Origin of the sequence: Paracoccus mangrovi (assembly GCF_042648425.1) — a bacterium.
GTDB classification, from domain to species: domain Bacteria; phylum Pseudomonadota; class Alphaproteobacteria; order Rhodobacterales; family Rhodobacteraceae; genus Paracoccus; species Paracoccus mangrovi.
The window spans coordinates 417,680-439,160 of record NZ_JBHRXJ010000003.1 but is presented as its reverse complement, the minus strand read 5'-3'; the positions used below and the strand labels follow the sequence as shown (position 1 = coordinate 439,160).

At 65.3% G+C, this 21,481-nt stretch carries 22 protein-coding genes; 11 read left to right on the top strand and 11 right to left on the bottom strand.

What is annotated here, in order from left to right; all coding sequences use genetic code 11:
* Positions 1-171 precede the first annotated feature (171 nt).
* The 5 genes from ACFOMH_RS06745 to pyk form a co-directional block, all read right to left on the bottom strand.
* The gene (locus tag ACFOMH_RS06745) at positions 172-1,533 is read right to left on the bottom strand and encodes a cytochrome P450 (protein WP_377743443.1); all 1,362 of its coding nucleotides are present in this window, start codon (positions 1,531-1,533) and stop codon (positions 172-174) included.
* Between the two features lie 188 nt (positions 1,534-1,721).
* Positions 1,722-2,081 (bottom strand): 50S ribosomal protein L20, encoded by a 360-nt coding sequence (rplT, locus tag ACFOMH_RS06740; RefSeq protein WP_114349996.1) that lies wholly within the window; start codon positions 2,079-2,081, stop codon positions 1,722-1,724.
* Positions 2,082-2,093: 12 nt separating this feature from the next.
* Positions 2,094-2,294 (bottom strand): 50S ribosomal protein L35, encoded by a 201-nt coding sequence (rpmI, locus tag ACFOMH_RS06735; protein WP_024843601.1) that lies wholly within the window; start codon positions 2,292-2,294, stop codon positions 2,094-2,096.
* Positions 2,295-2,415: 121 nt separating this feature from the next.
* Positions 2,416-2,727, bottom strand: coding sequence for a hypothetical protein (locus ACFOMH_RS06730; RefSeq protein WP_377743412.1), 312 nt, complete (start codon positions 2,725-2,727; stop codon positions 2,416-2,418).
* Between the two features lie 34 nt (positions 2,728-2,761).
* Positions 2,762-4,207 carry a pyruvate kinase gene (gene pyk / locus ACFOMH_RS06725; RefSeq protein ID WP_374425170.1) on the bottom strand — a complete coding sequence of 482 codons (1,446 nt, stop codon included), beginning with the start codon at positions 4,205-4,207 and terminating at the stop codon, positions 2,762-2,764.
* Positions 4,208-4,339: 132 nt separating this feature from the next.
* On the opposite strand from pyk, the gene ACFOMH_RS06720 reads away from it, so the two are divergent.
* On the top strand, positions 4,340-5,080 hold the full coding sequence (locus ACFOMH_RS06720; protein WP_377743410.1) for an N-formylglutamate amidohydrolase: 741 nt from the start codon (positions 4,340-4,342) through the stop codon (positions 5,078-5,080).
* Here ACFOMH_RS06720 and ACFOMH_RS06715 read toward each other — a convergent pair.
* Positions 5,077-5,406 (bottom strand): hypothetical protein, encoded by a 330-nt coding sequence (locus ACFOMH_RS06715; RefSeq protein ID WP_377743408.1) that lies wholly within the window; start codon positions 5,404-5,406, stop codon positions 5,077-5,079. The genes ACFOMH_RS06720 and ACFOMH_RS06715 overlap by 4 nt on opposite strands.
* Before the next feature lie 66 nt (positions 5,407-5,472).
* A complete protein-coding gene (locus ACFOMH_RS06710; protein ID WP_377743407.1) occupies positions 5,473-7,674 on the bottom strand; it encodes a primosomal protein N' in 2,202 nt (733 codons plus the stop codon).
* Between the two features lie 238 nt (positions 7,675-7,912).
* Between ACFOMH_RS06710 and fsa the strand changes: the two genes are divergently transcribed.
* From fsa to ACFOMH_RS06690, 4 genes are all read left to right on the top strand, one after another.
* On the top strand, positions 7,913-8,566 hold the full coding sequence (gene fsa, locus ACFOMH_RS06705; RefSeq protein WP_374425166.1) for a fructose-6-phosphate aldolase: 654 nt from the start codon (positions 7,913-7,915) through the stop codon (positions 8,564-8,566).
* Complete coding sequence (locus ACFOMH_RS06700) at positions 8,566-9,309, top strand: DUF484 family protein (protein WP_377743405.1); 744 nt, start codon at positions 8,566-8,568, stop codon at positions 9,307-9,309. Before fsa ends, ACFOMH_RS06700 begins: the two co-directional genes overlap by 1 nt.
* Positions 9,306-10,244, top strand: a complete 939-nt coding sequence (locus ACFOMH_RS06695) for a tyrosine recombinase XerC (protein WP_374425164.1) — start codon at positions 9,306-9,308, stop codon at positions 10,242-10,244. The genes ACFOMH_RS06700 and ACFOMH_RS06695 overlap by 4 nt, the downstream gene beginning before the upstream one ends.
* A gap of 99 nt (positions 10,245-10,343) precedes the next feature.
* Positions 10,344-11,111, top strand: a complete 768-nt coding sequence (locus tag ACFOMH_RS06690) for a TSUP family transporter (protein ID WP_377743402.1) — start codon at positions 10,344-10,346, stop codon at positions 11,109-11,111.
* Positions 11,112-11,175: 64 nt separating this feature from the next.
* Here ACFOMH_RS06690 and ACFOMH_RS06685 read toward each other — a convergent pair whose 3' ends face one another.
* Both ACFOMH_RS06685 and ACFOMH_RS06680 read right to left on the bottom strand, forming a co-directional pair.
* Positions 11,176-11,994: a calcium-binding protein gene (locus ACFOMH_RS06685; RefSeq protein WP_377743399.1), complete on the bottom strand. Its 819-nt coding sequence runs from the start codon at positions 11,992-11,994 to the stop codon at positions 11,176-11,178.
* 171 nt (positions 11,995-12,165) lie between these two features.
* Positions 12,166-13,152 (bottom strand): asparaginase, encoded by a 987-nt coding sequence (locus ACFOMH_RS06680; RefSeq protein ID WP_377743398.1) that lies wholly within the window; start codon positions 13,150-13,152, stop codon positions 12,166-12,168.
* Between the two features lie 151 nt (positions 13,153-13,303).
* Between ACFOMH_RS06680 and ACFOMH_RS06675 the strand changes: the two genes are divergently transcribed.
* Together ACFOMH_RS06675 and rlmN are read left to right on the top strand one after the other, a co-directional pair.
* Complete coding sequence (locus ACFOMH_RS06675; protein WP_374425269.1) at positions 13,304-13,831, top strand: invasion associated locus B family protein; 528 nt, start codon at positions 13,304-13,306, stop codon at positions 13,829-13,831.
* Between the two features lie 104 nt (positions 13,832-13,935).
* Positions 13,936-15,117: a 23S rRNA (adenine(2503)-C(2))-methyltransferase RlmN gene (gene rlmN, locus ACFOMH_RS06670; protein ID WP_377743397.1), complete on the top strand. Its 1,182-nt coding sequence runs from the start codon at positions 13,936-13,938 to the stop codon at positions 15,115-15,117.
* An 18-nt stretch (positions 15,118-15,135) separates the two neighbouring features.
* Here the strand turns inward: rlmN and ACFOMH_RS06665 are convergent, their stop codons facing one another.
* A complete protein-coding gene (locus ACFOMH_RS06665) occupies positions 15,136-16,068 on the bottom strand; it encodes a TerB family tellurite resistance protein (protein WP_377743396.1) in 933 nt (310 codons plus the stop codon).
* A gap of 2 nt (positions 16,069-16,070) precedes the next feature.
* Positions 16,071-16,496: a hypothetical protein gene (locus tag ACFOMH_RS06660; protein ID WP_377743394.1), complete on the bottom strand. Its 426-nt coding sequence runs from the start codon at positions 16,494-16,496 to the stop codon at positions 16,071-16,073.
* 216 nt (positions 16,497-16,712) lie between these two features.
* On the opposite strand from ACFOMH_RS06660, the gene gpmI reads away from it, so the two are divergent.
* From gpmI to ACFOMH_RS06640, 4 genes are read left to right on the top strand one after another with little or no spacing between them, the layout of a single operon-like run.
* Positions 16,713-18,236 carry a 2,3-bisphosphoglycerate-independent phosphoglycerate mutase gene (gene gpmI / locus ACFOMH_RS06655; RefSeq protein ID WP_377743392.1) on the top strand — a complete coding sequence of 508 codons (1,524 nt, stop codon included), beginning with the start codon at positions 16,713-16,715 and terminating at the stop codon, positions 18,234-18,236.
* Positions 18,233-19,486 (top strand): murein hydrolase activator EnvC family protein, encoded by a 1,254-nt coding sequence (locus ACFOMH_RS06650; protein WP_374425157.1) that lies wholly within the window; start codon positions 18,233-18,235, stop codon positions 19,484-19,486. Before gpmI ends, ACFOMH_RS06650 begins: the two co-directional genes overlap by 4 nt.
* The gene (locus tag ACFOMH_RS06645; RefSeq protein WP_374425156.1) at positions 19,483-20,898 is read left to right on the top strand and encodes a S41 family peptidase; all 1,416 of its coding nucleotides are present in this window, start codon (positions 19,483-19,485) and stop codon (positions 20,896-20,898) included. Before ACFOMH_RS06650 ends, ACFOMH_RS06645 begins: the two co-directional genes overlap by 4 nt.
* Positions 20,895-21,395: an RNA pyrophosphohydrolase gene (locus ACFOMH_RS06640; protein ID WP_377743389.1), complete on the top strand. Its 501-nt coding sequence runs from the start codon at positions 20,895-20,897 to the stop codon at positions 21,393-21,395. Before ACFOMH_RS06645 ends, ACFOMH_RS06640 begins: the two co-directional genes overlap by 4 nt.
* Positions 21,396-21,481: the final 86 nt, after the last annotated feature.

The following is a 21,481-nucleotide window of genomic DNA, read 5'->3' as shown; positions in this document are numbered from 1 at the left end:
TGAAACGCGCCCCTCGCAGCCGTCAACGCCATGATTTATATGCGAAATATCACGATTACGACAGCGAAATCAGCGACTTACTTGGAGAATGTGGGTTGATGATGGTTGACATGTCACGCGCTCCCGTTGACTGGCCCGAGTGTGTAACCGTTCCGTGACGGCCGCAACCAGCTAGTGCGCGGCAACCCGCAGCCAGACCCCGCCATGTGGCCGTAATGTCAGGATAAGCCGTGGATCGGGCCGCTGTCCGCTCAGCGAAAAGCGGAAACGGTCCAGCAACGTGGCCAGAACGATCACCGCCTCTTGCAGGGCAAAGCTGGCCCCGATGCAGATGCGCGGCCCGGCCCCAAAGGGCAGAAAGGCAAAGCGGTCGCGCGGGGGCGCATCGGGGGCGAACCGGCCGGGGTCAAAGCGGTCGGGATCGTCCCACAGCATGTGATGGCGGTGCAGCGCATAGATCGGCAGCATGATCGTATCGCCGGGCCGCACCTCGCGCCCGCCCAGCACATCCGACGCAAGGGCGGTGCGCGACAGAAAGGCAGCCGGGGGATACAGGCGCAGCGTCTCGTCGACGATCTGGCGGATATAGGGCAGCTGCGGCAGGTCGGCGGCAGTTGCGGGCCGGCCGCCACCCAGCACGGCACGGGCCTCAGCAGCAGCGCGGCACTGCACATCTGGGTCAAAGGCCAGCAAATACAGCGCCCAGGCCAGCGTCAGCGCCGTCGTCTCATGCCCCGCGACGATAAAGGCCAGAAGGTTGTCGCGCAGTTCGCCATCGCGCATCCGGCGACCCGTCTCGGGGTCGGCGCCCGCCCGCAAAAGGTCCAGAAGATCCGGCACCGGGCGCGGCCCCGAACGCGCGCGGGCGCGGATGGCGGCATCGGCGACCCGCTTCATGCGCCGCATCTCGCCACCGGTGCTGAACAGCCGGCCGGGGCGCGGGATCCAGCCGGGCAGGCCCAGAATATCCATGATCGACATGCGCGCCGCGCCGGCCATATAGGCGTCGATGGCGGAATGAACCGCATCGCGGTCGAACCCCTCGCCCCCCGACAGGGTGACATCGGCGATCACCTCGAAGGTGGCGCTGACGGTTTCCTCGAACAGATCGACCGGGCCATCGGTGGCGGCGGCCAGCCTACGGGCGCTGGCCTCGGCGGCGGCGGTCATCACCGGACCCAGCGCCTCGACATGGCGTTGAGCAAAGGCGGGCGCGGCGGCCAGACGCTGCCAGCGCCAATGCGCGCCCTCGGCGATGAACAGCGACTGGCCGATCGCCGGCTCAAGCAACAGCCGCGTGACAAGCGACTTGGGATAATCCTCGACCCGGTCCTTGAGCACCCGGCGCAGGGCATCGGGGTCCATGACCATATGCCAGCGCTTGCCCGTCCGCCCCGACACCATGGGCTGGCGCGTCGCCAGATCGGGGATCAGCTCCAAAAGGTTGCGGCGCGCGATCATGGCGCTGGCGATCACGCCGATGGGCCGCCGGTTCAGGCGGACACGGGCGGGATAGCCGCTGACATCGGTCATCATCGCCTCCGGTTCCGGGCCGTTCCGGGATGGGACGGCCGGCACGGCATTGTCGGCGCCGGGACCCCGGTCGTCAATGACGGGCCTCCGGCGCCCCGCACCCGGACGCGCACCCGGACGCGCATCCTGAAACGCAAAAACCCGCGCAGATCGCGCGGGTTTCATTAATTTCGCGATGTCGCCTGAAATCAGGCGGCGGCTTTCGCCTGTGCGACCACGGCGGCAAAGGCCTCGGGCTCGTTGACGGCCAGATCGGCCAGAACCTTGCGGTCCACCTCGATCCCGGCTTTCGCCAGCGCGGCGATAAAGCGCGAATAGGTCATCTCCGCATCGACCAGACGCACGGCGGCGTTGATCCGCTGGATCCACAGGGCGCGGAAGTTGCGCTTGCGCGTCTTGCGGTCGCGGGTGGCGTATTGGTTCGCCTTGTCCACGGCCTGGGTCGCGGTGCGGAAGTTGCGCGAACGGTTGCCGTAATAGCCTTTTGCCGCGTCAAGAACCTTCTTGTGGCGGGCGTGGGTGACTTTACCCGATTTGACTCGTGCCATGTCCGGTTCTCCTTAGCGGTTATAGGGCATGTATTTCTTGACGATTTTCGCGTCCGCATCGGACAGGATCATGGTCCCGGTCACATCGCGGATGAATTTCGTCGAGCGCTTGATCATGCCGTGGCGCTTGCCAGCCGGGCCAGCTTTCACTTTGCCCGAGGCCGTCATCGAGAACCGCTTTTTCGCGGCCGATTTGGTCTTCATCTTCGGCATTTTACTCTCCTTGCGGTCAGAGTGAACGCACGACTCGGCAATGCCATATCGGCCGGCCGCGCGGGTGGAAGCGTGCCCTATACGGGGGCACGCGCGGATTGGCAAGCCCTATCGAGCGGCTCTATTGGCCCGGCTGGGCCGTGGGCGCCGGATCGGATGCGGGTTCGGCTGCGCTTTCGGTCGGGGCGGGCGCGGTCACCGGATCGGTACCCAGCCCGATATCGCCATTGACCAGCCGCGCACCGGATTCGCGGATCGCCTCGATCCCGAAAGGACGGTCATCCAGCCAGGCGCCCCCGATCAGACAGATTATCCCAAGCACCAGCGCAATCGCCGCGCCGCGCGGCGGTTCGGTCCGGGCCAGCGCGAAAACCGCGGCCAGAACCGAAAGCAGGCAAAGCGCCACGCCGGCCAGAAGAAGGATATCGGACATGTGGATCACCCTATCAGTATGTATCCACGCGGCTTTATTCCGGGTCGGTACGATAGATCAAGCGTTCGTCGCAAGGTGCGATGCGCAGGATATTGGTGGTGCCGGGCACGTTGAAGGGCACACCGGCCATGACCACGATCTGGTTCGTCTCATCGGCAAAGCCGAAATCGCGCGCGGCCTTGGCGGCATTGACCACCGCCTGCTTGAAGCGTTCCAGCGCCGGGGTCAGCACGCAATGCGCCCCCCAGGTCAGGCACAGACGACGCAGCGTTCGGGTTTCCGAGGACATGGCGATGATCGGCACGCGCGGCCGTTCGCGGGCCACCAGACTGACCGTGGTCCCCGACGAGGTAAAGGCGCAGATCGTGGCGATATCGGTGGTTTCGGCAATCTCGCGGGCAGCGGCGACGATGCCATCGGCCACGGTCTGGCGGCGCGCGCTGCGCGAGCTTTCGATGATCTCGCGATAGGTGGGATCGGATTCGACCGAACGCGCCACCGCGTCCATGGTGCTGACCGCCTCGATCGGGTACTGGCCGGCGGCGCTTTCGGCCGAGAGCATGATCGCGTCCGAGCCTTCATAGATGGCGGTGGCGACATCGCTGACCTCGGCGCGGGTCGGCATCGGGCTTTCGATCATGGATTCCAGCATCTGCGTGGCGACAATCACCGGCTTTGCCGCCGCGCGGCAGGCGCGGACCAGACGTTTCTGGATCGGCGGCACCGAATGCACCGGCAATTCCACCCCAAGATCGCCCCGCGCCACCATGATCCCGTCCGAGACCTTGAGGATTTCCGGGAATGCCCGCACTGCGGCCGGCTTTTCGATCTTGGACAGCACCGCGGCCCGGCCATTGGCCAGCTCGCGCGCCTCGATCACATCCTCGGGACGCTGGACAAAGCTCAGCGCAAGCCAGTCCACGCCCAGCTGACAGGCGAATTCCAGGTCGTCGCGGTCCTTGTCCGACAGCGCCGCCAGCGGCAGCACGACATCGGGCACGTTCACGCCCTTGCGGTTCGAAATCTCGCCGCCCACGGTCACCGTGCAATCGGCGAAATCGGGGCCGCAGCTTTCCACCCGCAGGCGGATCTTGCCGTCATTGACCAGAAGCTCGGCCCCCGGCTCAAGCGCGGCAAAGATTTCCTTATGCGGCAGCTGCACCCGGGTCGCATCGCCCGGCGCACTGTCCAGATCGAACCGGAAGGCCTGTCCGATCTGCAGGTCATGCGGGCCGTTGGCAAAGGCGCCGACGCGCAGCTTCGGCCCCTGAAGGTCGGCCAGCACGGCGATGGGGCGGCCCGACTCGGCCTCGATGCGGCGGATGATGTCATAGCGCGCGCGCTGTTCATCATGGGTGCCGTGGCTCATGTTCAGGCGGAACACGTCTGCGCCGGCCTCGAACAGGGCGCGAATGGTGGAAAAATCGCTCGAGGACGGCCCCAGCGTTGCCACGATCTTGACCTTGCGATGCCGTCTCATTCTTTCATTCCTCCTGCCTGCGTCGCTTGTTTGCGCTACCGCTGACCACTCTATGGCGCAAAGCTTGCGTCACGGCAACTGGCGCATCGCCTCAACTGTGCCTAATGCTACCGGGGGCAACACGGCGAAATCATGACGGACCCAGCATTTCACATCGAAGGCGCGGCGCGCGGGTCGCGCTGGCTTCTGACCTGCGACCATGCCACCAACCGGGTGCCCGACTGGGTGAATGGCGGCGATCTGGGCATCGCGCCCGAGGACATGGCCCGCCACATCGCCTATGACGTGGGCGCGGCGGGACTGACCCGGGCATTGGCGGAACGGCTGGACGCGCCGGCGATCCTGTCAGATTTTTCGCGCCTCGTCATCGATCCCAACCGGGGCGAGGACGACCCCACATTATTGATGCGCATCTATGACGGCACGGTGATCCCGGCCAATCGCGATGCCGGCCCCGATGCGCGCGCCCGGCGGCTGGACCGGCTTTACCGCCCCTATCACGACGCCTATGCGGCGCTGGCGGCGGCCCGCCCCGACCGCGCGATCTGTGCCATCCACAGCTTTACCCCCCAATTGCGCGGCCGCGCCCGGCGACCATGGTCGGTGGGCGTGCTTTATTCGCATCGCGACGAAAGGCTGGGGCCGGCGCTGATCCGCGAATGCCGCGACCGGGGCTGGGTGACCGGCGACAATGAACCCTATTCCGGCCATCTGGAGGGCGATTCCATCGACCGCCACGCGCTGGCCCATGGCCGCCCGAATGTGTTGATCGAGATCAGGAACGACCTGATCGCCGACCCGGCCGGTCAGACGGAATGGGCCGACCGGCTGGCCGGGGTGCTCGAGGGATTTCTGGAACGCTGGGGGGTTTAGTACTGGAAGGTTCGCGGTGCGTCGCTGGCTTCCGTTTCCATGTCCATACAGCCCTTCAAGATACTGTACGAGCCCCCTGAAACCTGGGCGACATCATCGCAATAGCTGCGTGACCGGGCCGGAAGACCGCCCCAATCGGGCTTTAATATATTGTAAGCCTCTTGCTCCATATCCATGCAGCCATTCAAAATGGCCGCCGAGCCGCCGCTGACCCCGGCAACCTCCTGACAGTATTTTTCAACGTCATATCGCGGCATGCCTTGGGCAAGCGCAGGCAAAACAAGGCATGGCAGAAACAGGCCCGCACAGACGGTCGACTTGAGCAACTGACACCCCCTCTCCGCACCAAAACACACGCGATGGTAGAATTTTTATCGGTCAGAATGCAACCGTCACAAGAAACTCATCGGATCGATATCCACCGCCAGCCGCAAATTCGCCGGCGCCTTGGGCGCGCGGGCCAGCCATTGCGAGATTGCCGCCTGCACCGGCGCCTGACGCGGTGCATGGATCAGCATGCGGACGCGGTAACGCGCGCGGATGCGGGCGATGGGCGCGGGCGCGGGGCCGAAAACCTCGGCGCCGATGGTGCGCAGGGGTTCGGCGCGACGGGCCAGTTCGCGGGCGTAATCCTCGACCACGGGCTGGTCGGGATGGGACAGGATGATCCCCGCCAGCCGGCCGAATGGCGGCATTCCGGCGGCCTGTCGGCCCGCCGCCTCGGCGTCCCAGAATTCCTCGTCCTGCCCCGACAGGATGGCGCGGATCACCGGGTGATCGGGCTGATAGGTCTGTAAAAGCGCCAGCCCCCGCGCCTCGCCGCCCTCGCGCCCGGCGCGGCCGGCGACCTGACGCATCAATTGAAACGAGCGTTCGGCCGCGCGCATATCGGCGCCTTGCAGGCCCAGATCGGCGTCGATCACCCCGACCAGCGTCAGGCGGGGGAAATTGTGCCCCTTGGCCACCAGCTGGGTGCCGATGATGATGTCGGTCTGACCCGCGCCGATTTCGGCGATCGCATCTTTCAACGCGCGCGCGGAATGAAACAGGTCGGAACTCAGCACGCTGGCGCGCATGTTCGGGAACCGCTCGGCCACCTCTTCGGCCAGCCGCTCGACGCCGGGGCCGACGGCGGTCATCTTGCCCTCGGTCCCGCAGCTGGGACAGGCGACCGGGATCGGTTTCGTCGCGCCGCATTGGTGACAGACAAGGCGGTTCTGAAAGCGGTGCTCGACCATGCGGGCATCGCAATCGTCACAGCCGATCTGTTGCCCGCAGGCGCGACAGGCGGTGACCGGCGCATAGCCGCGCCGGTTCAGAAACAAGAGCGACTGTTCGCCGCGTTCCTTGCGGGCGCGGATTTCGGCGGCAAGACGCGGGCTGATCCAGCGGCCCTTTTCGGTCTCCTCATGGCGCAGATCGATGGTGCCCATTTCCGGCAGCTCGGCACTGCCGTAACGCGCGCGCAGATCCAGCCGCCGATATTTCCCCAGCCCCGCGTTCACCCAGCTTTCGACCGACGGTGTGGCCGAGGCCAGAACCACCTGCGCCCCCCCGATGCTGGCCCGCAGCACGGCCATGTCGCGGGCGCTGTAATAGACGCCATCCTCTTGTTTATAGGATGAATCGTGCTCTTCATCGACGACGATAAGCCCCAGATCGGCAAAGGGCAGGAACAGCGCCGAGCGCGCCCCCACGACCAGCCCGACATGATGCTGCGCGGCCATGGTCCACAGCCGGCGGCGTTCGCCCCGCGTGACGCCGGAATGCCACTCGCCGGGGCGGGCGCCGAACCGCGCCTCGACCCGGTCCAGAAATTCGGCCGAAAGCGCGATTTCCGGCAAAAGCACCAGCGCCTGACGGTTCTGGCGCAGACATTCGGCGACGGCCTCAAGGTAAACCTCGGTCTTGCCCGACCCGGTAACACCCCGCAACAGCGTGGTGCCATAGGCGCGGGTCCGCATCGCGTCGCCCAGATCCGCCGCCGCCGCCGCCTGATCAGGGGCCAGCGGCTTGCCCGGCAGATCGGGATCGAGCCGGGGATAGGGCGTGTCGCGCGGCGCGAGCGTTTCGGCCAGCGTGCCGGCCTTGACCAGCCCCTGGACCACGCCCGCGCTGACCCCGGCCAGCTGCGCCAGTTCCGCGGGCGCGAACCCCGCCCCGCCATGATCGGCGATCACCCGCATGACGGCGGCCCGCGCATCGGTCATGCGTTCCGGTTCCGGGCCTGCGCGATGGATGATGCGCCGCGCCGAGGGCGGCTGATCCAGATCCGGCGCCCGCGTCGCCATGCGCAGCATCATGGGCAGCGGCGTCAGCGTATATTCCCCCATCCGGGTCAGGAACTCGATCATCTCGGGGGTCAGCGGCGGCGCATCGATCAGCCGCGCCACCGGGCGCAACCGCGCCAGATCGAAATCGCCCGCACCCTCTCCCCAGACCGCGCCCATCACCCGGCGCGGCCCAAGCGGCACCACCACAAGCTGGCCCAGCCGCACCCCCCCTTCGGGCGCCAGATAATCCAGAATGCCCACGACCTCCTGGGTCAGCACCGCAATGCGGGCGCCATGGGGGAAAAACAGCGGCCGGTCCATGCGTCAGGCGGCGCCCCCGGCGGGCGTCACGGGCGCGCGCCGGACGGCGGCAGGATCGGGGGGCAAGGCATTCTGTGGCATGGCGGCGGGATAGTGACACGGCCCCGCGCCCGACCGCAAGCGGCCCGGCCCACTTCGCCCGGCCCACCTCGCCCGGTCGCACCTCGCCCGGCTGCACTTCACGCGCGGGCCGGAATGCGTTAGACCTGCGGCAAAACCGCAAACAAGGATCACGCGCATGAAATTCTTTGTCGATACCGCCGATGTCGCCGCCATCCGCGAGCTGAACGATCTGGGCATGGTGGACGGCGTCACCACCAACCCGTCGCTGATCCTGAAATCGGGCCGCGACATCATCGAAGTGACCAAGGAAATCTGCGACATCGTCGACGGCCCGGTCAGCGCCGAAGTCGTCGCCAGCGACGCCGAGGGCATGATCCGCGAGGGCCGCCACCTCGTCACCATCGCCCCCAATATCACCGTCAAGGTGCCGCTGACCTGGGACGGGCTCAAGGCCTGCAAGGTGCTCTCGTCGGACGGGCACATGGTCAACGTGACGCTCTGCTTCTCGCCTGCACAGGCGATTCTGGCGGCCAAGGCCGGCGCGACCTTCATCAGCCCCTTTATCGGCCGGGTCGACGACATCAACCTTGACGGGATGGAGCTGATCGCCCAAATCCGTGAAATCTATGACAATTACGATTTCGGCACCCAGATCCTGGCCGCCTCGATCCGCTCGGTGAACCACATCACCGACGCCGCGCGCATCGGTGCCGACGTGATCACCGCCCCCCCGGCCGTGATCAAGGGCATGGTCAAGCATGTGCTGACCGATCGCGGTCTGGAACAGTTCGAGGCCGACTGGGCCAAGACCGGCCAAAAGATCGTCTGATGAGCCCCGAGGCCCCCGAAAACAGCGAAGCCGCATCCGAAGCCGCGCCCGCCGCGCTTTCGGATGCGGAACGTGCCCGCCTTCTGGCCCGCCCCGAGCTGATTCTGGGGGATCGCGACCTCATGCGCGCGCTGATCGGCGCGCGCGATTCCGAGGCGGGCGAGAATGTCATCGACATCCGCGGCCGCGCCATGCAGGCGCTGGAATCGCGTCTTGCCCGGCTGGAATCGGCGCATGAATCGGTGATCTCGGCCGCCTATGACAATCAGACCGGCATGGCGACCGTGCATCGCGCCGTGCTGTCGCTGTTGGAACCCACCGATTTCGAAGGGTTTCTTGAAAATCTGGACAGCGCGGTCGCGCCGATCCTGCGGGTCGAAACGCTGCGGCTGGTGATGGAATCGGGCGAACGCATCCCCGAACCCGAAGAGAACGGCCCGCTGGTCATCCTGCCCGCCGGCAGCATCGCGCGCCTGATCGCGGCCGGGCGGCAAACGCCGCGCGCCGACGATATCGTGCTGCGCCGTGCCCAGCGCGAGACCCTGCCCATCCACGGCCTGACCCGCGCCCCGATCCAGTCCGAGGCGCTTTTGCCCATCGACCTCGGCCCCGGCCGGCTGCCGGCGGCGCTGGTCATGGGTTCGGCCGATATCGGCCGCTTCAACCCGGCACAGGCCACCGATCTCTTGCGCTTTTTCGGGCAAAGCTTCCGGCTGGTGCTGCTGTCCTGGCTGCGCAAATGACCGACGGGGCCACGCAGCTCGCGCTGGCCCCGGTGATGGCGGATGCCCTGGCGCGCTGGCTCGACAGCGAACGCGCCACCCGCGACCGTTCGGACCACACCATCCGCGCCTATCAGGGCGATCTTCTGGCCTTTCTGGCCTTTCTGGGCGAATATCTGGGCAGTCCCGCCCTGCCCGGAACGCTGGCCGGGCTGACGCAATCGGAAATGCGGGCCTTTGCCGCCTCGGAACGCGCGCGCGGGTTTTCGGCGCGCTCGCTGGCGCGGCGGCTTTCGGCGACACGCAGCTTCATCCGCTGGATGGCGGATCGCAACGGCTTCGACGCCTCCAAGGCGCTAGCCTCGCGTGGACCGAAATACACCCGATCACTGCCGCGCCCGCTGGCCCCCGCCCAGGCGCAAGAGCTGCTCGAACTGGCCGCCGAAACCCACCCCCAGCCCTGGATCGCCGCCCGCGACACGGCGGTGCTGACCCTGCTTTACGGCTGCGGGCTGCGCATCTCCGAGGCGCTCGGCCTGAACGGCGCCGACTGGCCCCTGCGCGAGGCGCTGACCATTCGCGGCAAGGGCGGCAAGGAACGTCAGGTCCCGGTCCTGCCCGTCGCCCGCGACGCGATCGAAACCTATCTGAACCGCAGCCCGTGGCCGCTGGAACGGGACGGCCCGCTGTTTCGCGGCGCCCGCGGCGGCCGGCTCAGCCAGCCGGTGGTCTCGGCGGCGATGCGGCTCTTGCGACAGGGGCTGGGCCTGCCGCCGACCGCCACCCCGCATGCGCTGCGCCATTCCTTCGCCACCCATCTGCTGGCGGCGGGCGGCGATCTGCGCACGATTCAGGAATTGCTGGGCCATGCCAGCCTGTCGACGACCCAGGTCTATACCGGCGTCGACGACGCCCATCTGCTGGCCATCTATCGCGCCGCCCACCCCCGCGCCTGACGGCCGCACAGGCGATTTCTTCTTCATCCAAATATCCATCCACAACGGCGCCGCCCGCGCCCCCTTTACATTCCTCGCACCACCCTGCATCAGCGCGAGATGCTCGATCTTTCGCTTGATCTCGTGCTGATGCTGATCGCGGCGGCCTTCGCGGCCGGCTTCGTCGATTCCATCGCCGGGGGTGGCGGGCTGATCACCGTCCCGGCGCTGATGCTGGCGGGCCTGCCGCCGGCACAGGCGCTGGCCACGAACAAGGTCCAGGGCGTCTTTGGCGCAGGTGCGGCGGCGCTCTCCTATGCCCGGCGCGGGCTTGTCGATCTCAGGGCCCAGACCGTTCCGGCGCTCATCGCATTTGGGGCGGCGATCTGCGGGGCGCTGATGGTGTCATGGATCCCGACCCAGGTGCTGCGCTATGGCCTGCCGGTGCTGCTGATCGGGATCGCGCTCTTCTTTGCGCTGAAGCCGGGGCTGAACGACATGGACCGGATCCGCCGCGTCTCGCCGGCGGTCTTTGCCGCGACGGTGGTGCCGCTGGTCGGGTTCTATGACGGGCTGCTGGGGCCGGGGGCCGGCGCCTTTTACATGCTCGGTTTCGTCATGCTGGCCGGTTATGGCATTCTCAAGGCGACGGCGCATACGAAACTGTTGAATTTCGCCTCGAATCTCGGCGGCCTGCTGGCATTCGCGCTGGTGGGACAGCCGCTTTGGCTTTTGGGCGCGGCCATGGCGGTGGCACAGATCGCGGGGGCGATGCTGGGCGCGCGGCTGGCGATGCGGATCGGGGCGCGGATCATCAAGCCGCTGCTCGTCGTCACCTCGACGGCATTGGCGCTGCGGCTGATCTGGCAGTTGCTGGCCAGCACCTGATCCAACAACTGATCCAGCCAAAGGGCGGCGCCGGAACGGTCCCGCCCCCTGACAGGGATCGCAATCAGATAAAGGCGAACATCGAGCTGTCCAGCGAAGCCAGCGCCACACCTTCAAGCACCAGCGAATTGCCCTGGCCCAGATCAAAGACCGTGTTGCCGTCAACCTCGTTGGCCGCCGCGATCAGCTGCGCATAGCTGTCCACGCCGTCGATATCGACCTGAATCAGCTCGGCCGGATTACCCGAACCACAGCCACAGCCGCCATTGCCGGTTTCAAAGTCGATGATCGTGTCCTGGCCGCCGTTAAAGACAAAGACGTCGCGCCCATAGCCGCCCGACAGCACGTCGCAACCGGCACCGCCATCCACCAGATCGTCGCCGAAACACCCGTTCAGCGTGTCGTTGCCGGCACCGCCCGACACATCGTCATTGCCGAAACCGGCATGGATGAAATCGTTGCCCGCCTCGCCCCGCAGGGTGTCGTTGCCGAAACAGCCATGGATGGAATCGTTGCCGGTCCCGCCCCAGATCAGGTCATTGCCCAGCCCGCCATGCATGAAATCGTCACCGGCCTGACCGAACATCTCGTCATTGCCGAAACCGCCGAACATCGCGTCGTCGCCGGTACCGCCCCACATCTTGTCATTGCCGGCCTCGCCATAAAGGAAATCGTTGCCAGCACCGCCGCGCAGCGTGTCATTGCCCGCCCCGCCCAAAAGACCGTCATCGCAATTGCTGCCTTCGAGCCGGTCGGGACCGTCATCACCGAGAATGCGGTTGATATATGGCAGGCGGGCCTGCTGGGTCGCGAACTCGGCCGCGACATCGGCCAACGTGCCCGAATAGACCGACCAGTAATATTCGTAAGAGAGCGTCGCCATGGGATACCTCATAAAATAAAGCACTATATGCCCAATATGTCTGGGCACGCCGCATATCGCACATCCCTAGGGACAAGGCGATGCATGCCGCCTCAACCGGCGAAAATTTATTAACCAAGACTGGGGCATCATCCGGGTTTTCAGGTGAAAACCGGCCTCTATCCGCCTAGATCATCTGGGAAAGCCACTGGCCCGGCGCAGCTCGCCGGTGGCAAGACCGCGCCAGTTCCGCAACGGTCCGCTCAGATATTTCTGCACGACCGGATCTTTTTCATCGAATATGTCCAGATGAACCATGAGCGCGGCGATGGCCGCCTCGGACCCCCGGGTCGCCCCATCCGCCACCTTGAGCGCGACCCCAAGACCGCGTTCGGGCAGGATCGCCACGAACACCGCCTCGGCACCGGTCTTCAATGCGGCGCGGCCGCGCGCGGCGCGCATCATCTCGGTGCAGGCGCGGCCTTCGCCGGCGACCAGTTCGGGATGCGCGATCATCGCCTCGACCAAGCGCCGCCGCGCCTGCCCGCGCCGATCTGCGCCGGGCTGGGCGAAACCGGCCATCGCACGGGCGAGCCCGGCGACCGTGACGGCGAAATTCGGCGCCGAGCAGCCGTCGATCCCCCAGCCCGCGACGGTCTCGCCGGTCTCGGCCTCAAAGGCATCGCGCACGGCGCGCTGAACCGGATGATCCAGTTCGACATATTCCGCCCCGCCGCCAAGATGCCGGTTCAGCGTCAAAAAACCCGCATGCTTGCCCGAGCAATTGTTGTGGATCTGACAAGGCGCGGTCTCGGAGCAGGTCAGACGCCGGCGCTCGGCGGGATCATTGGGCAGATGCGCGCCACAGCGCAGATCGCTCTCGGCCAGCCCCAGCCTGTCCAGCCATGCCGACACCCGCCGCGTGTGGATTTCGGCGCCATTATGGCTGGCACAGGCCAGCGCAAGCTCTTCGCTGGAAAGTCCCGCCGCATCGGCCGCGCCGCTGTCGACCAGAGGCAGGGCCTGGATCATCTTGCACGACGATCGCGGAAAGATCACCGCGCCGGGATCGCCCCAGGCCTCGACGATCCCCTTGCCATCACAGATCACCGCATGGCCCAGATGCGCGCTTTCGCGCAGGCCGCCGCGCCACAATTCGATCAGTTCCGCCGCCGCCATGGCCGATATTCCTCTGACAATCGCGCGATTTTCTGCTTTCAGGGCTTTTTCGTGCGCGCATTTTCGCATTATCTTGCCGGCAGATGGTTGAAAAAACCACCGTCATCGGCAACAAGCCGGAGTAAACCGGACCATGGCAGGAGACCAGAGCATGTTGAAATTCGCGCCGCGCGCCGCAGCGGCAGCCGCTGCAATCGCGATCGCCGCGTCTTCGCCGGTCCTGGCCCAGGACTCGACGAACGTCATCGGGACCGAGGGTGACTGGACCGCATTTTCCGCCAACAGCCCCAAGGAATGCTGGGCGGTGTCGGCTCCGAAATCGACCCAGAACCAGGACAGCAGCGGCAATCCCAAGGATGTGACGCGCGGCGATATCCGCCTTTATGTCGCCTATCGCCCCGGCCAGTCGGGCGAGGTGTCGTTCTCGGGCGGGTACCCCTTTGCCCCGGATTCGGCGGTCGAGGTGAATATCGGCGGCACCACCTTCAAGCTGTTCACCGAAGGCGAAAGCGCCTGGGCCGGATCGCCCTCGGAAGACAGCAAGCTGATTTCGGCGCTGCGCGGCGGGTCGTCGGCGGTCATCACCGGGCGTTCGGCACGCGGGACCGTCACCAAGGACACGTTCAGCCTGTCGGGCATCACCGCGATGACCAATCAGGCACAGGGCGCCTGCAAATAAGCCGCATCTTTGCGAAATGACGGATGCAGGGGCCTCGGCCCCTGTTTTCTTTTGCGCCGTTCTGGCCTATATATCCGCTTTGCCCCTCCGCCCCGGATAGCCCCATGACCGCCCAGAACGCCGCCCCGATCACGCAGGATCTGCTGACCATTCCGCGCAAGCTGCCCGATGCCGCGCGCGTCAATATCGTCGGTCTCACCCGCGACCAGCTGCATCGGGCCCTGATCGACGCCGGCACCCCCGAGCGGCAGGCAAAGATGCGCGTCGGCCAGATCTGGCAATGGGTCTATCACTGGGGCGTGCGCGATTTCGCGCAGATGACCAATCTGGCCAAGGATTACCGCGCCTTTCTGGCCGAGCGGTTCGAGATCGCCCTGCCCGAGATCGTGACCCGCCAGATCAGCGCCGACGGCACCCGCAAATACCTGTTGAAGATCGCCGGCGGGCATGAGGTCGAAACCGTCTATATCCCCGAAGAAAACCGCGGCACGCTCTGCATTTCCTCGCAGGTGGGCTGCACGCTGACCTGTTCCTTCTGCCATACCGGCACGCAGAAACTGGTGCGCAACCTGACGGCGGGGGAAATCGTCGGTCAGGTCATGCTCGCCCGCGACGATCTGGGCGAATGGCCGGTCCCCGGCGCGCCCAAGGACGAAACCCGCCTTGTGTCGAACGTCGTGCTGATGGGCATGGGTGAGCCGCTTTACAATTTCGACAATGTCCGCGACGCCATGAAGGTGGTGATGGACGGCGAGGGACTTAGCCTGTCGCGCCGCCGCATCACCCTGTCGACCAGCGGCATCGTCCCCGAAATCGCCAAGACCGCCGAGGAAATCGGCTGCCTGCTGGCCGTCAGCTTCCACGCCACCCAGGACGAGACCCGCGACCGTCTGGTGCCGGTGAACAAGAAATGGAATATCCAGACGCTGCTGAATGCGCTGCGCGACTATCCGCGCCTGTCGAATTCCGAACGCATCACCTTTGAATATGTGATGCTGGACGGGGTGAACGACAGCGACGCCGACGCGCGGCGTCTGGTCAAGCTGATCCAGGGCATCCCGGCCAAAATCAACCTGATCCCCTTCAACGAATGGCCCGGCACACCCTATAAACGCTCAAGCTGGGAACGGATCGAGGCCTTTGCCGACATCGTCCACAAGGCGGGCTATGCCAGCCCCATCCGCACCCCGCGCGGCGAAGATATCATGGCCGCCTGCGGCCAGCTGAAATCCGCGACCGAGCGTGGCCGCAAATCCGCCGCCCAGATCGCGGCTGAGACGCAATAAATCGGCTGACTTATCTGCCTAATCCCGTTTCCGGTCGAACAGCCCGCCCAGAGCGCCGCGAATACCACCTAATGCTGATTTTGCACCACTGGCTATAGCCGCACTTCCGCTTTGTGCGACGCCGGCCGCTTGTGCAGCGTATTTTCCCGCACTTCGACCAAGCTGTGCGGTGGTGGACAGATGTGCCGCCAATTCGCGTTCGACCAACTCTATAGCAAGTTCCTCGCGCTCATCGAAATCGCCATCGGCATGGGCAATTTCCTCAAGAAACTGCCTGATTGCCTTTTGCATTGCTGCCGGGTTGCAGTCGGGATTATCCATTTGCTGCTCAGCCAGCGCACGCACCATTTCCTTCAGCGTAGCACCACGAATCTGCTGTTCGACCAACGGCAGCGCGCGACGGGCATAATCGGGGGAAATGCCCCAAACCTCATCGAAATAGCCGATGATCGCGGCGCGTTCAGCATCATCCACCGGCCCGCCGAATTCTGCAACCTTCAGCGCCAGCCCCGACATGATGTCGAATATCGTTGCGCCCAACAGGTCAATCGGTGTGTTGATGAACTTGGGAATCGTCTCAACTCGCGAGGATGAATATCCGGAAAGCAGCCGCATCGCGCCATAATAGGCCCCGCCCGAGGCTATCGCAGCGGCGACAATCCAGACGGGAGGTGTAGCAACTATAGCAGTACCGAAACCAATCTTGGCCAGAAGGCCGCTGATCCCCCCAGATGCGAAGAAAGTGCTATAGACAGCAGACGATGATGCAGCTGCTGCACCTGCGTTCGCCGCACCGCCTACTTCCCATAATGACTGCAACAGGTTCTTGGCGCGCATGCTGGCATAGGCATTTTCGCCGATCCCCAATCTGATTTTGAATTTTGTGGTGTCCGCAACGACCAGTTCGGCATCGCTCAGATCCTCGATCAGCTTTTCCGTCGTATCGTTCATGGTCAGACCGCCACCAGGACGCGGAACGAATCAACAAGCGCGCCCACGCGCACATTAAAGTCTGGGCTCGTCATATCCCTCAGTGCACCTATACCGATGCCAATGGCTAACAGCAGAGGTGTCAGGACTGCCATTAGATACCTGTTTCCGATACCTGGAATCGAGTCGATCAGGCCTGCCAACACCAAGGCGACAACTGCCCCGGCGGCCATACCCGGAAAGGTCCGGATCAAGTCCAGCGCAAACGCCAGAATCCGGCGACCGATCGCGACGACCTTTCCGCCAACGCGGACGGTGATGCGTGCTAAATCGCACAGGATCGCCTTCAGATCGGCCGAGAGATTAGTACGCTCGATCAACTCAATCAGTTTACGCTCAGACGGGCTGGCGTTTACCTCACGCAGCAGCGCATCGAAAGAACCAGACATGGAAACTCCTCATCACCCCGGAAACAACTCCGCCAGATGCTACAAAAATTTACCCGGCGGGCAATATTGCGCTTGCGTCATTCGGAAACTTTTATGTTGTGCAGTCGCAAGGTCCCGACTGCAGCCGCCGCGCTCGCGCGACCGGCAGCTTGCACTGAACTTGCCCCTCGCCCCGCACAGTCGTAGAAGCAAGGCGACCCGTGAATGAGGCCGTCCATGACCCGTCCGAAACCTGTCGTCCTTTGCATCCTCGATGGCTGGGGCATTTCCGACCGCCCCGAACAAAGCGCCCCCGATCAGGCGAACACCCCGAATTTCGACCGGCTGATGCGCGACTGCCCACATGCGACGCTGGTGACATTCGGCCCCGATGTCGGCCTGCCCAGCGGCCAGATGGGCAATTCCGAGGTCGGCCACACCAATATCGGCGCCGGCCGCGTCGTCGCCATGGATCTGGGCCAGATCGACCTCGCGATCGAGGATGGCAGCTTTTACCAGAATAGTGGCCTGGGCGATTTCATCCGCAAGCTGAAGGCGACCGGCGGCACGGCGCATCTGATGGGCGTGGTCTCGGATGGCGGCGTGCATGGCCATATCCAGCACGTCATCGCCGCCGCCCGCGCCATCGCCGACAAGGGCGTGCCAGTCATCCTGCATGCGATCACCGACGGCCGTGATGTGCCGCCGAAATCTGCCGAAGGCTTCATCACCGAACTAAGCGGCAACCTGCCCGAGACGGCGCGGATCGGCACGGTGATCGGGCGCTATTACGCCATGGACCGCGACAACCGCTGGGAACGCGTCAGCCGCGCCTATGACGCAATGGTGCTTGGCCAGGGCCTTTCGGCCCACAGCGCCGCCGATGCGGTGGTCGAGGCCTATGCCCGGGACGAGACCGACGAATTCATCCAGCCCACCATCATCGACGGCTATGCCGGGGCAAGGGATGGCGATGGCTTTTTCTGCCTGAATTTCCGGGCCGACCGCGCCCGCGAAATTCTGGCTGGCATCGGCCAGCCGGATTTCAACGCCTTCGACACCCATCGCCGCCCGGAATGGGCCGCACTTCTGGGCATGGTCGATTATTCCGACCGCCATAACACCTATATGACCGCCGCCTATCCCAAGCGGCAGGTGGTCAATACGCTAGGCGCCTGGGTCGCGGCCAAGGGGCTGCGCCAGTTCCGCCTCGCCGAGACGGAAAAATACCCCCACGTCACCTTTTTCCTCAATGGCGGCAAGGAAGCCCCCGAGCCGGGCGAGGACCGTTTCATGCCCTCGAGCCCCAAGGTCGCGACCTATGACCTTGCCCCGGAAATGGCCGCCGCCGAGGTCAGCGCCAAGCTGGTCGAGGCCATCGAGGGCGGCTATGACCTTGTGGTCGTGAACTTTGCCAACCCGGACATGGTCGGCCATACCGGCAGCCTGCCCGCCGCGATCCGCGCCTGCGAGGCGGTGGACAAGGGTCTGGGCATGATGCTGGCGGCGCTGGAAAAGACCGGGGGCGCGGCGGTCGTCATCGCCGATCACGGCAATTGCGAAACCATGATCGACCCCCTCAGCGGCGGCCCGCACACCGCCCACACCACCAACCCGGTCCCGGTCATCGTCTTTGGCGGTCCGGCCGGCGCGATGCTGCGCAAAGGCCGGCTGGCCGATGTGGCGCCCACGGTGCTCGAGCTGATGGAACTGGACCTGCCCCCGGAAATGACCGGAAAATCCCTGATCGGACACGCATGAAACTCAGACTGCTGGTCCCGCTTCTGGGGCTTTTCGGCATTGGCATGATGGCCACCGCGCAGCCGCAGGCCGCGACACGAAATGAATCGCAGCTTAATCAGGCCGCGGATGAGGCGGCCGAGGCCGCCGACATGCTGCGCGCCGCCATCGGCCAGCTGGATCAGGCGCTGACCGAGGACGATCAGGTCGTCGCCCTGACCGGGATGATCCGCGCCTATGAACAGGGGCTCTCGGCGCTGCGCGACGGGCTGCGCCGCGCCGGCATCCGCGAACAGGAAATCCGCGCCGATTTCGATGCCCGCCGTGAAAGGCTGGGCCGGGTGCTGGGGGTGATGACCTCGATGCAGCGGTCGCCGGAGACGATGCTGCTTTTGCATCCGGCGGGGCCGGAGGCCTCGGCGCGGGCGGGGATGATCCTTGGCGCGGTCGCCCCCGGGCTTGAGGCCGAAGCCCGCGACATGAGCGCCAAGCTCGAAGAAATCCGCGCCGTCCGCGCGATCCAGCTGAGCGCCGCCAACACGCTGGCGCAGGGCCTGGGTCAGGTGCAGGAGGCGCGGCGGCTTCTGGCCTCGGCGGTGACCGACCGTTCCAGCCTGCCGGTCCGCTTTGGCCAGGACCCGCAGGAGCTGACGGCGCTGGTGCAATCGGCCGATACGCTGGACGCCTTTGCATCCGGCATCACCGGCATGGAACAGGATGTCGGCGCGCCGATGGCCGATTTCGACGGCGCACAGGGCAGCCTGCCCCTGCCGGTGCTGGGCACGGTTCTGCGCCGCTATGACGAACCCGATGCCTCGGGGGTGCGACGGCCCGGGCTGATCCTTGCGACCGGGCCGGCCGCGCTGGTCACCACGCCATGGCCCGCGACGATCCGCTATCGCGGGCCGCTTCTGGATTACGGCAATGTGATGATCCTTGAACCCGCGCGCGGCTATCTGATGATATTCGCCGGGCTGTCGCAGGTCTTTGGCGAAACCGGCGATGTGCTGGCGGCGGGGGAACCGGTCGGCCTGATGGGGGGGGCGGAACCGCCCGCACAGGAATTCGGGGCCGAATTCGTCGCCAATGCGGCGGCCGGAGGCGGTGCTGGACAGACGGAAACACTGTATGTTGAACTGCGCCGGGGTAAGGAAACACTGGACCCGGCGGAATGGTTCGTGATGAATCCGATTATCGGCGAGTCCGCTCGCGACGCAACAGGCCAACAAGCAGCAGGCCGCAACTCAACCGGTCAGGACGGAACGGAATGAAACATTATCTTCTGGCAGGGGCGGTCGGCACGCTTGCGGGCATCGCCGTCACCACGCAATTCGCCGGCCCGATCGTGGCGCAGGAATCCGGCAAGAACGCCTCGGTCTATGAACAGCTCGACCTGTTCGGCAATGTGTTCGAACGCGTGCGCAGCGATTACGTCGAACAGGTGGACGACAAAAAGCTGATCGAGGCCGCGATCAACGGCATGCTCACCTCGCTTGATCCGCACAGCTCGTTCCTGTCGGCCAAGGATTACGAGGATATGCAGACCCAGACCCGCGGCAGCTTTGGCGGCCTTGGCATTGAGGTCGGGCAAGAGGACGGGCTGGTCAAGGTCATCTCGCCCATCGACGACACCCCGGCCGCAGAGGCGGGCGTGCAGGCGGGCGATTTCATCACCCATGTGAACGGCGAATCGCTGATGGGGCTGGGGCTGGACGAGGCGGTCGAAAAGATGCGCGGCCCGGTCGGTTCGGAAATCAAGGTCACCATCCTGCGCGAGGGCGAGAAAGAGCCCTTTGACCTGACCATCGTGCGCGACACCATCAAGCTGACCGTGGTCAAGACCCGCATCGAGGGCCATGCCGTCGTGCTGCGCGTCACCACCTTCAACGACGAGACCATGGACACGCTGAAATCCGAGATGGCCAAGGCCATCAAGGATGCCGGCGGCATCGACAAGGTCACCGGCTTCGTGCTGGATCTGCGCAACAATCCGGGCGGCTTGCTCAACCAGGCCATCGAGGTGTCGGACGCCTTCCTCGATCGCGGCGAGATCGTCTCGACCCGTGGCCGCAAGCCCGAGGAAAGCGAACGCTGGAATGCCAAGACCGGCGATCTTGCCCAGGGCAAGCCGATGGTCGTGCTGATCAATGGCGGCTCGGCCAGCGCATCCGAGATCGTGACCGGCGCGCTGCAAGATCATCGCCGCGCCATCGTCGTCGGCACCAAGTCCTTTGGCAAGGGTTCGGTCCAGACGGTGATGCAGGTGACGCCCGACAGCGCCATCCGTCTGACCACGGCGCGCTATTACACGCCCTCGGGCCGCTCGATCCAGTCGCTGGGCATTCAGCCCGACATCATCGTCGAACAGCCGCCGGTCAAACCCGCCGACGAAGAGAATGCCGACAAGCCCCGGACCGAGTCGAAATTCCTGAGCTCGGAGGCCGATCTGCGCGGCGCGCTGAACAACGATTCGATCAGCGACGAAGAGCGCAAGCAGATCGAGACCGAGGCCAAGGAGGTCGAGGCTACCGCCAAGCTGCGCGAAGAGGATTATCAGCTGGCCTATGCCGTCGACATCCTCAAGGGGCTGGTGGCGATGGATTACAACGCCCGCGAAGTGTCCGATGCCGCCAAGCCCGCCAATACCGGCGAAGCCTCGGGGCAAGGGGCCAAGACCGAATGAGCAAGGACGAGCTGGGTCCCGCCGGTCTGCCCTATCGGCCGGGCGCGGGGGTGGTGCTGATCAACCGGCGGGGGCTTGTCTTTGCCGGTCAGCGCATCGACCGCCCCGCCGCCGATCCCGCCGCCTGGCAGATGCCGCAGGGCGGGATCGACAAGGGCGAAACCCCGCGTGAGGCCGCGCTGCGCGAGCTGGTCGAGGAAACCGGCGTCTCCGCCGATCTGGTCGAGGTTCTGGCCGAGACGCCGGGCTGGGTGACCTATGAGCTGCCGCCCGAATTGCTGGGCAAGGTCTGGAAAGGCAAATATGGCGGCCAGCGGCAGAAATGGTTCGCCATGCGCTTTCTGGGCGAGGACGGGGCGGTCGATATCGCGACCGAGCATCCCGAATTCGACCGCTGGCAATGGATGCGGGCCGCCGATCTCATCGAGGGGATCGTGCCCTTCAAGCGCGAGATCTATGCCCGCGTGCTGGCGGATTTTCGCGACCATCTGGCCTGACGGACGGCGGTCCGTGCCGGTGGCGCGGGTGGCATGGATATTTGGATGAAGAAGAAATCAAAGGGGGGCGCCCGGATCGGGACCGC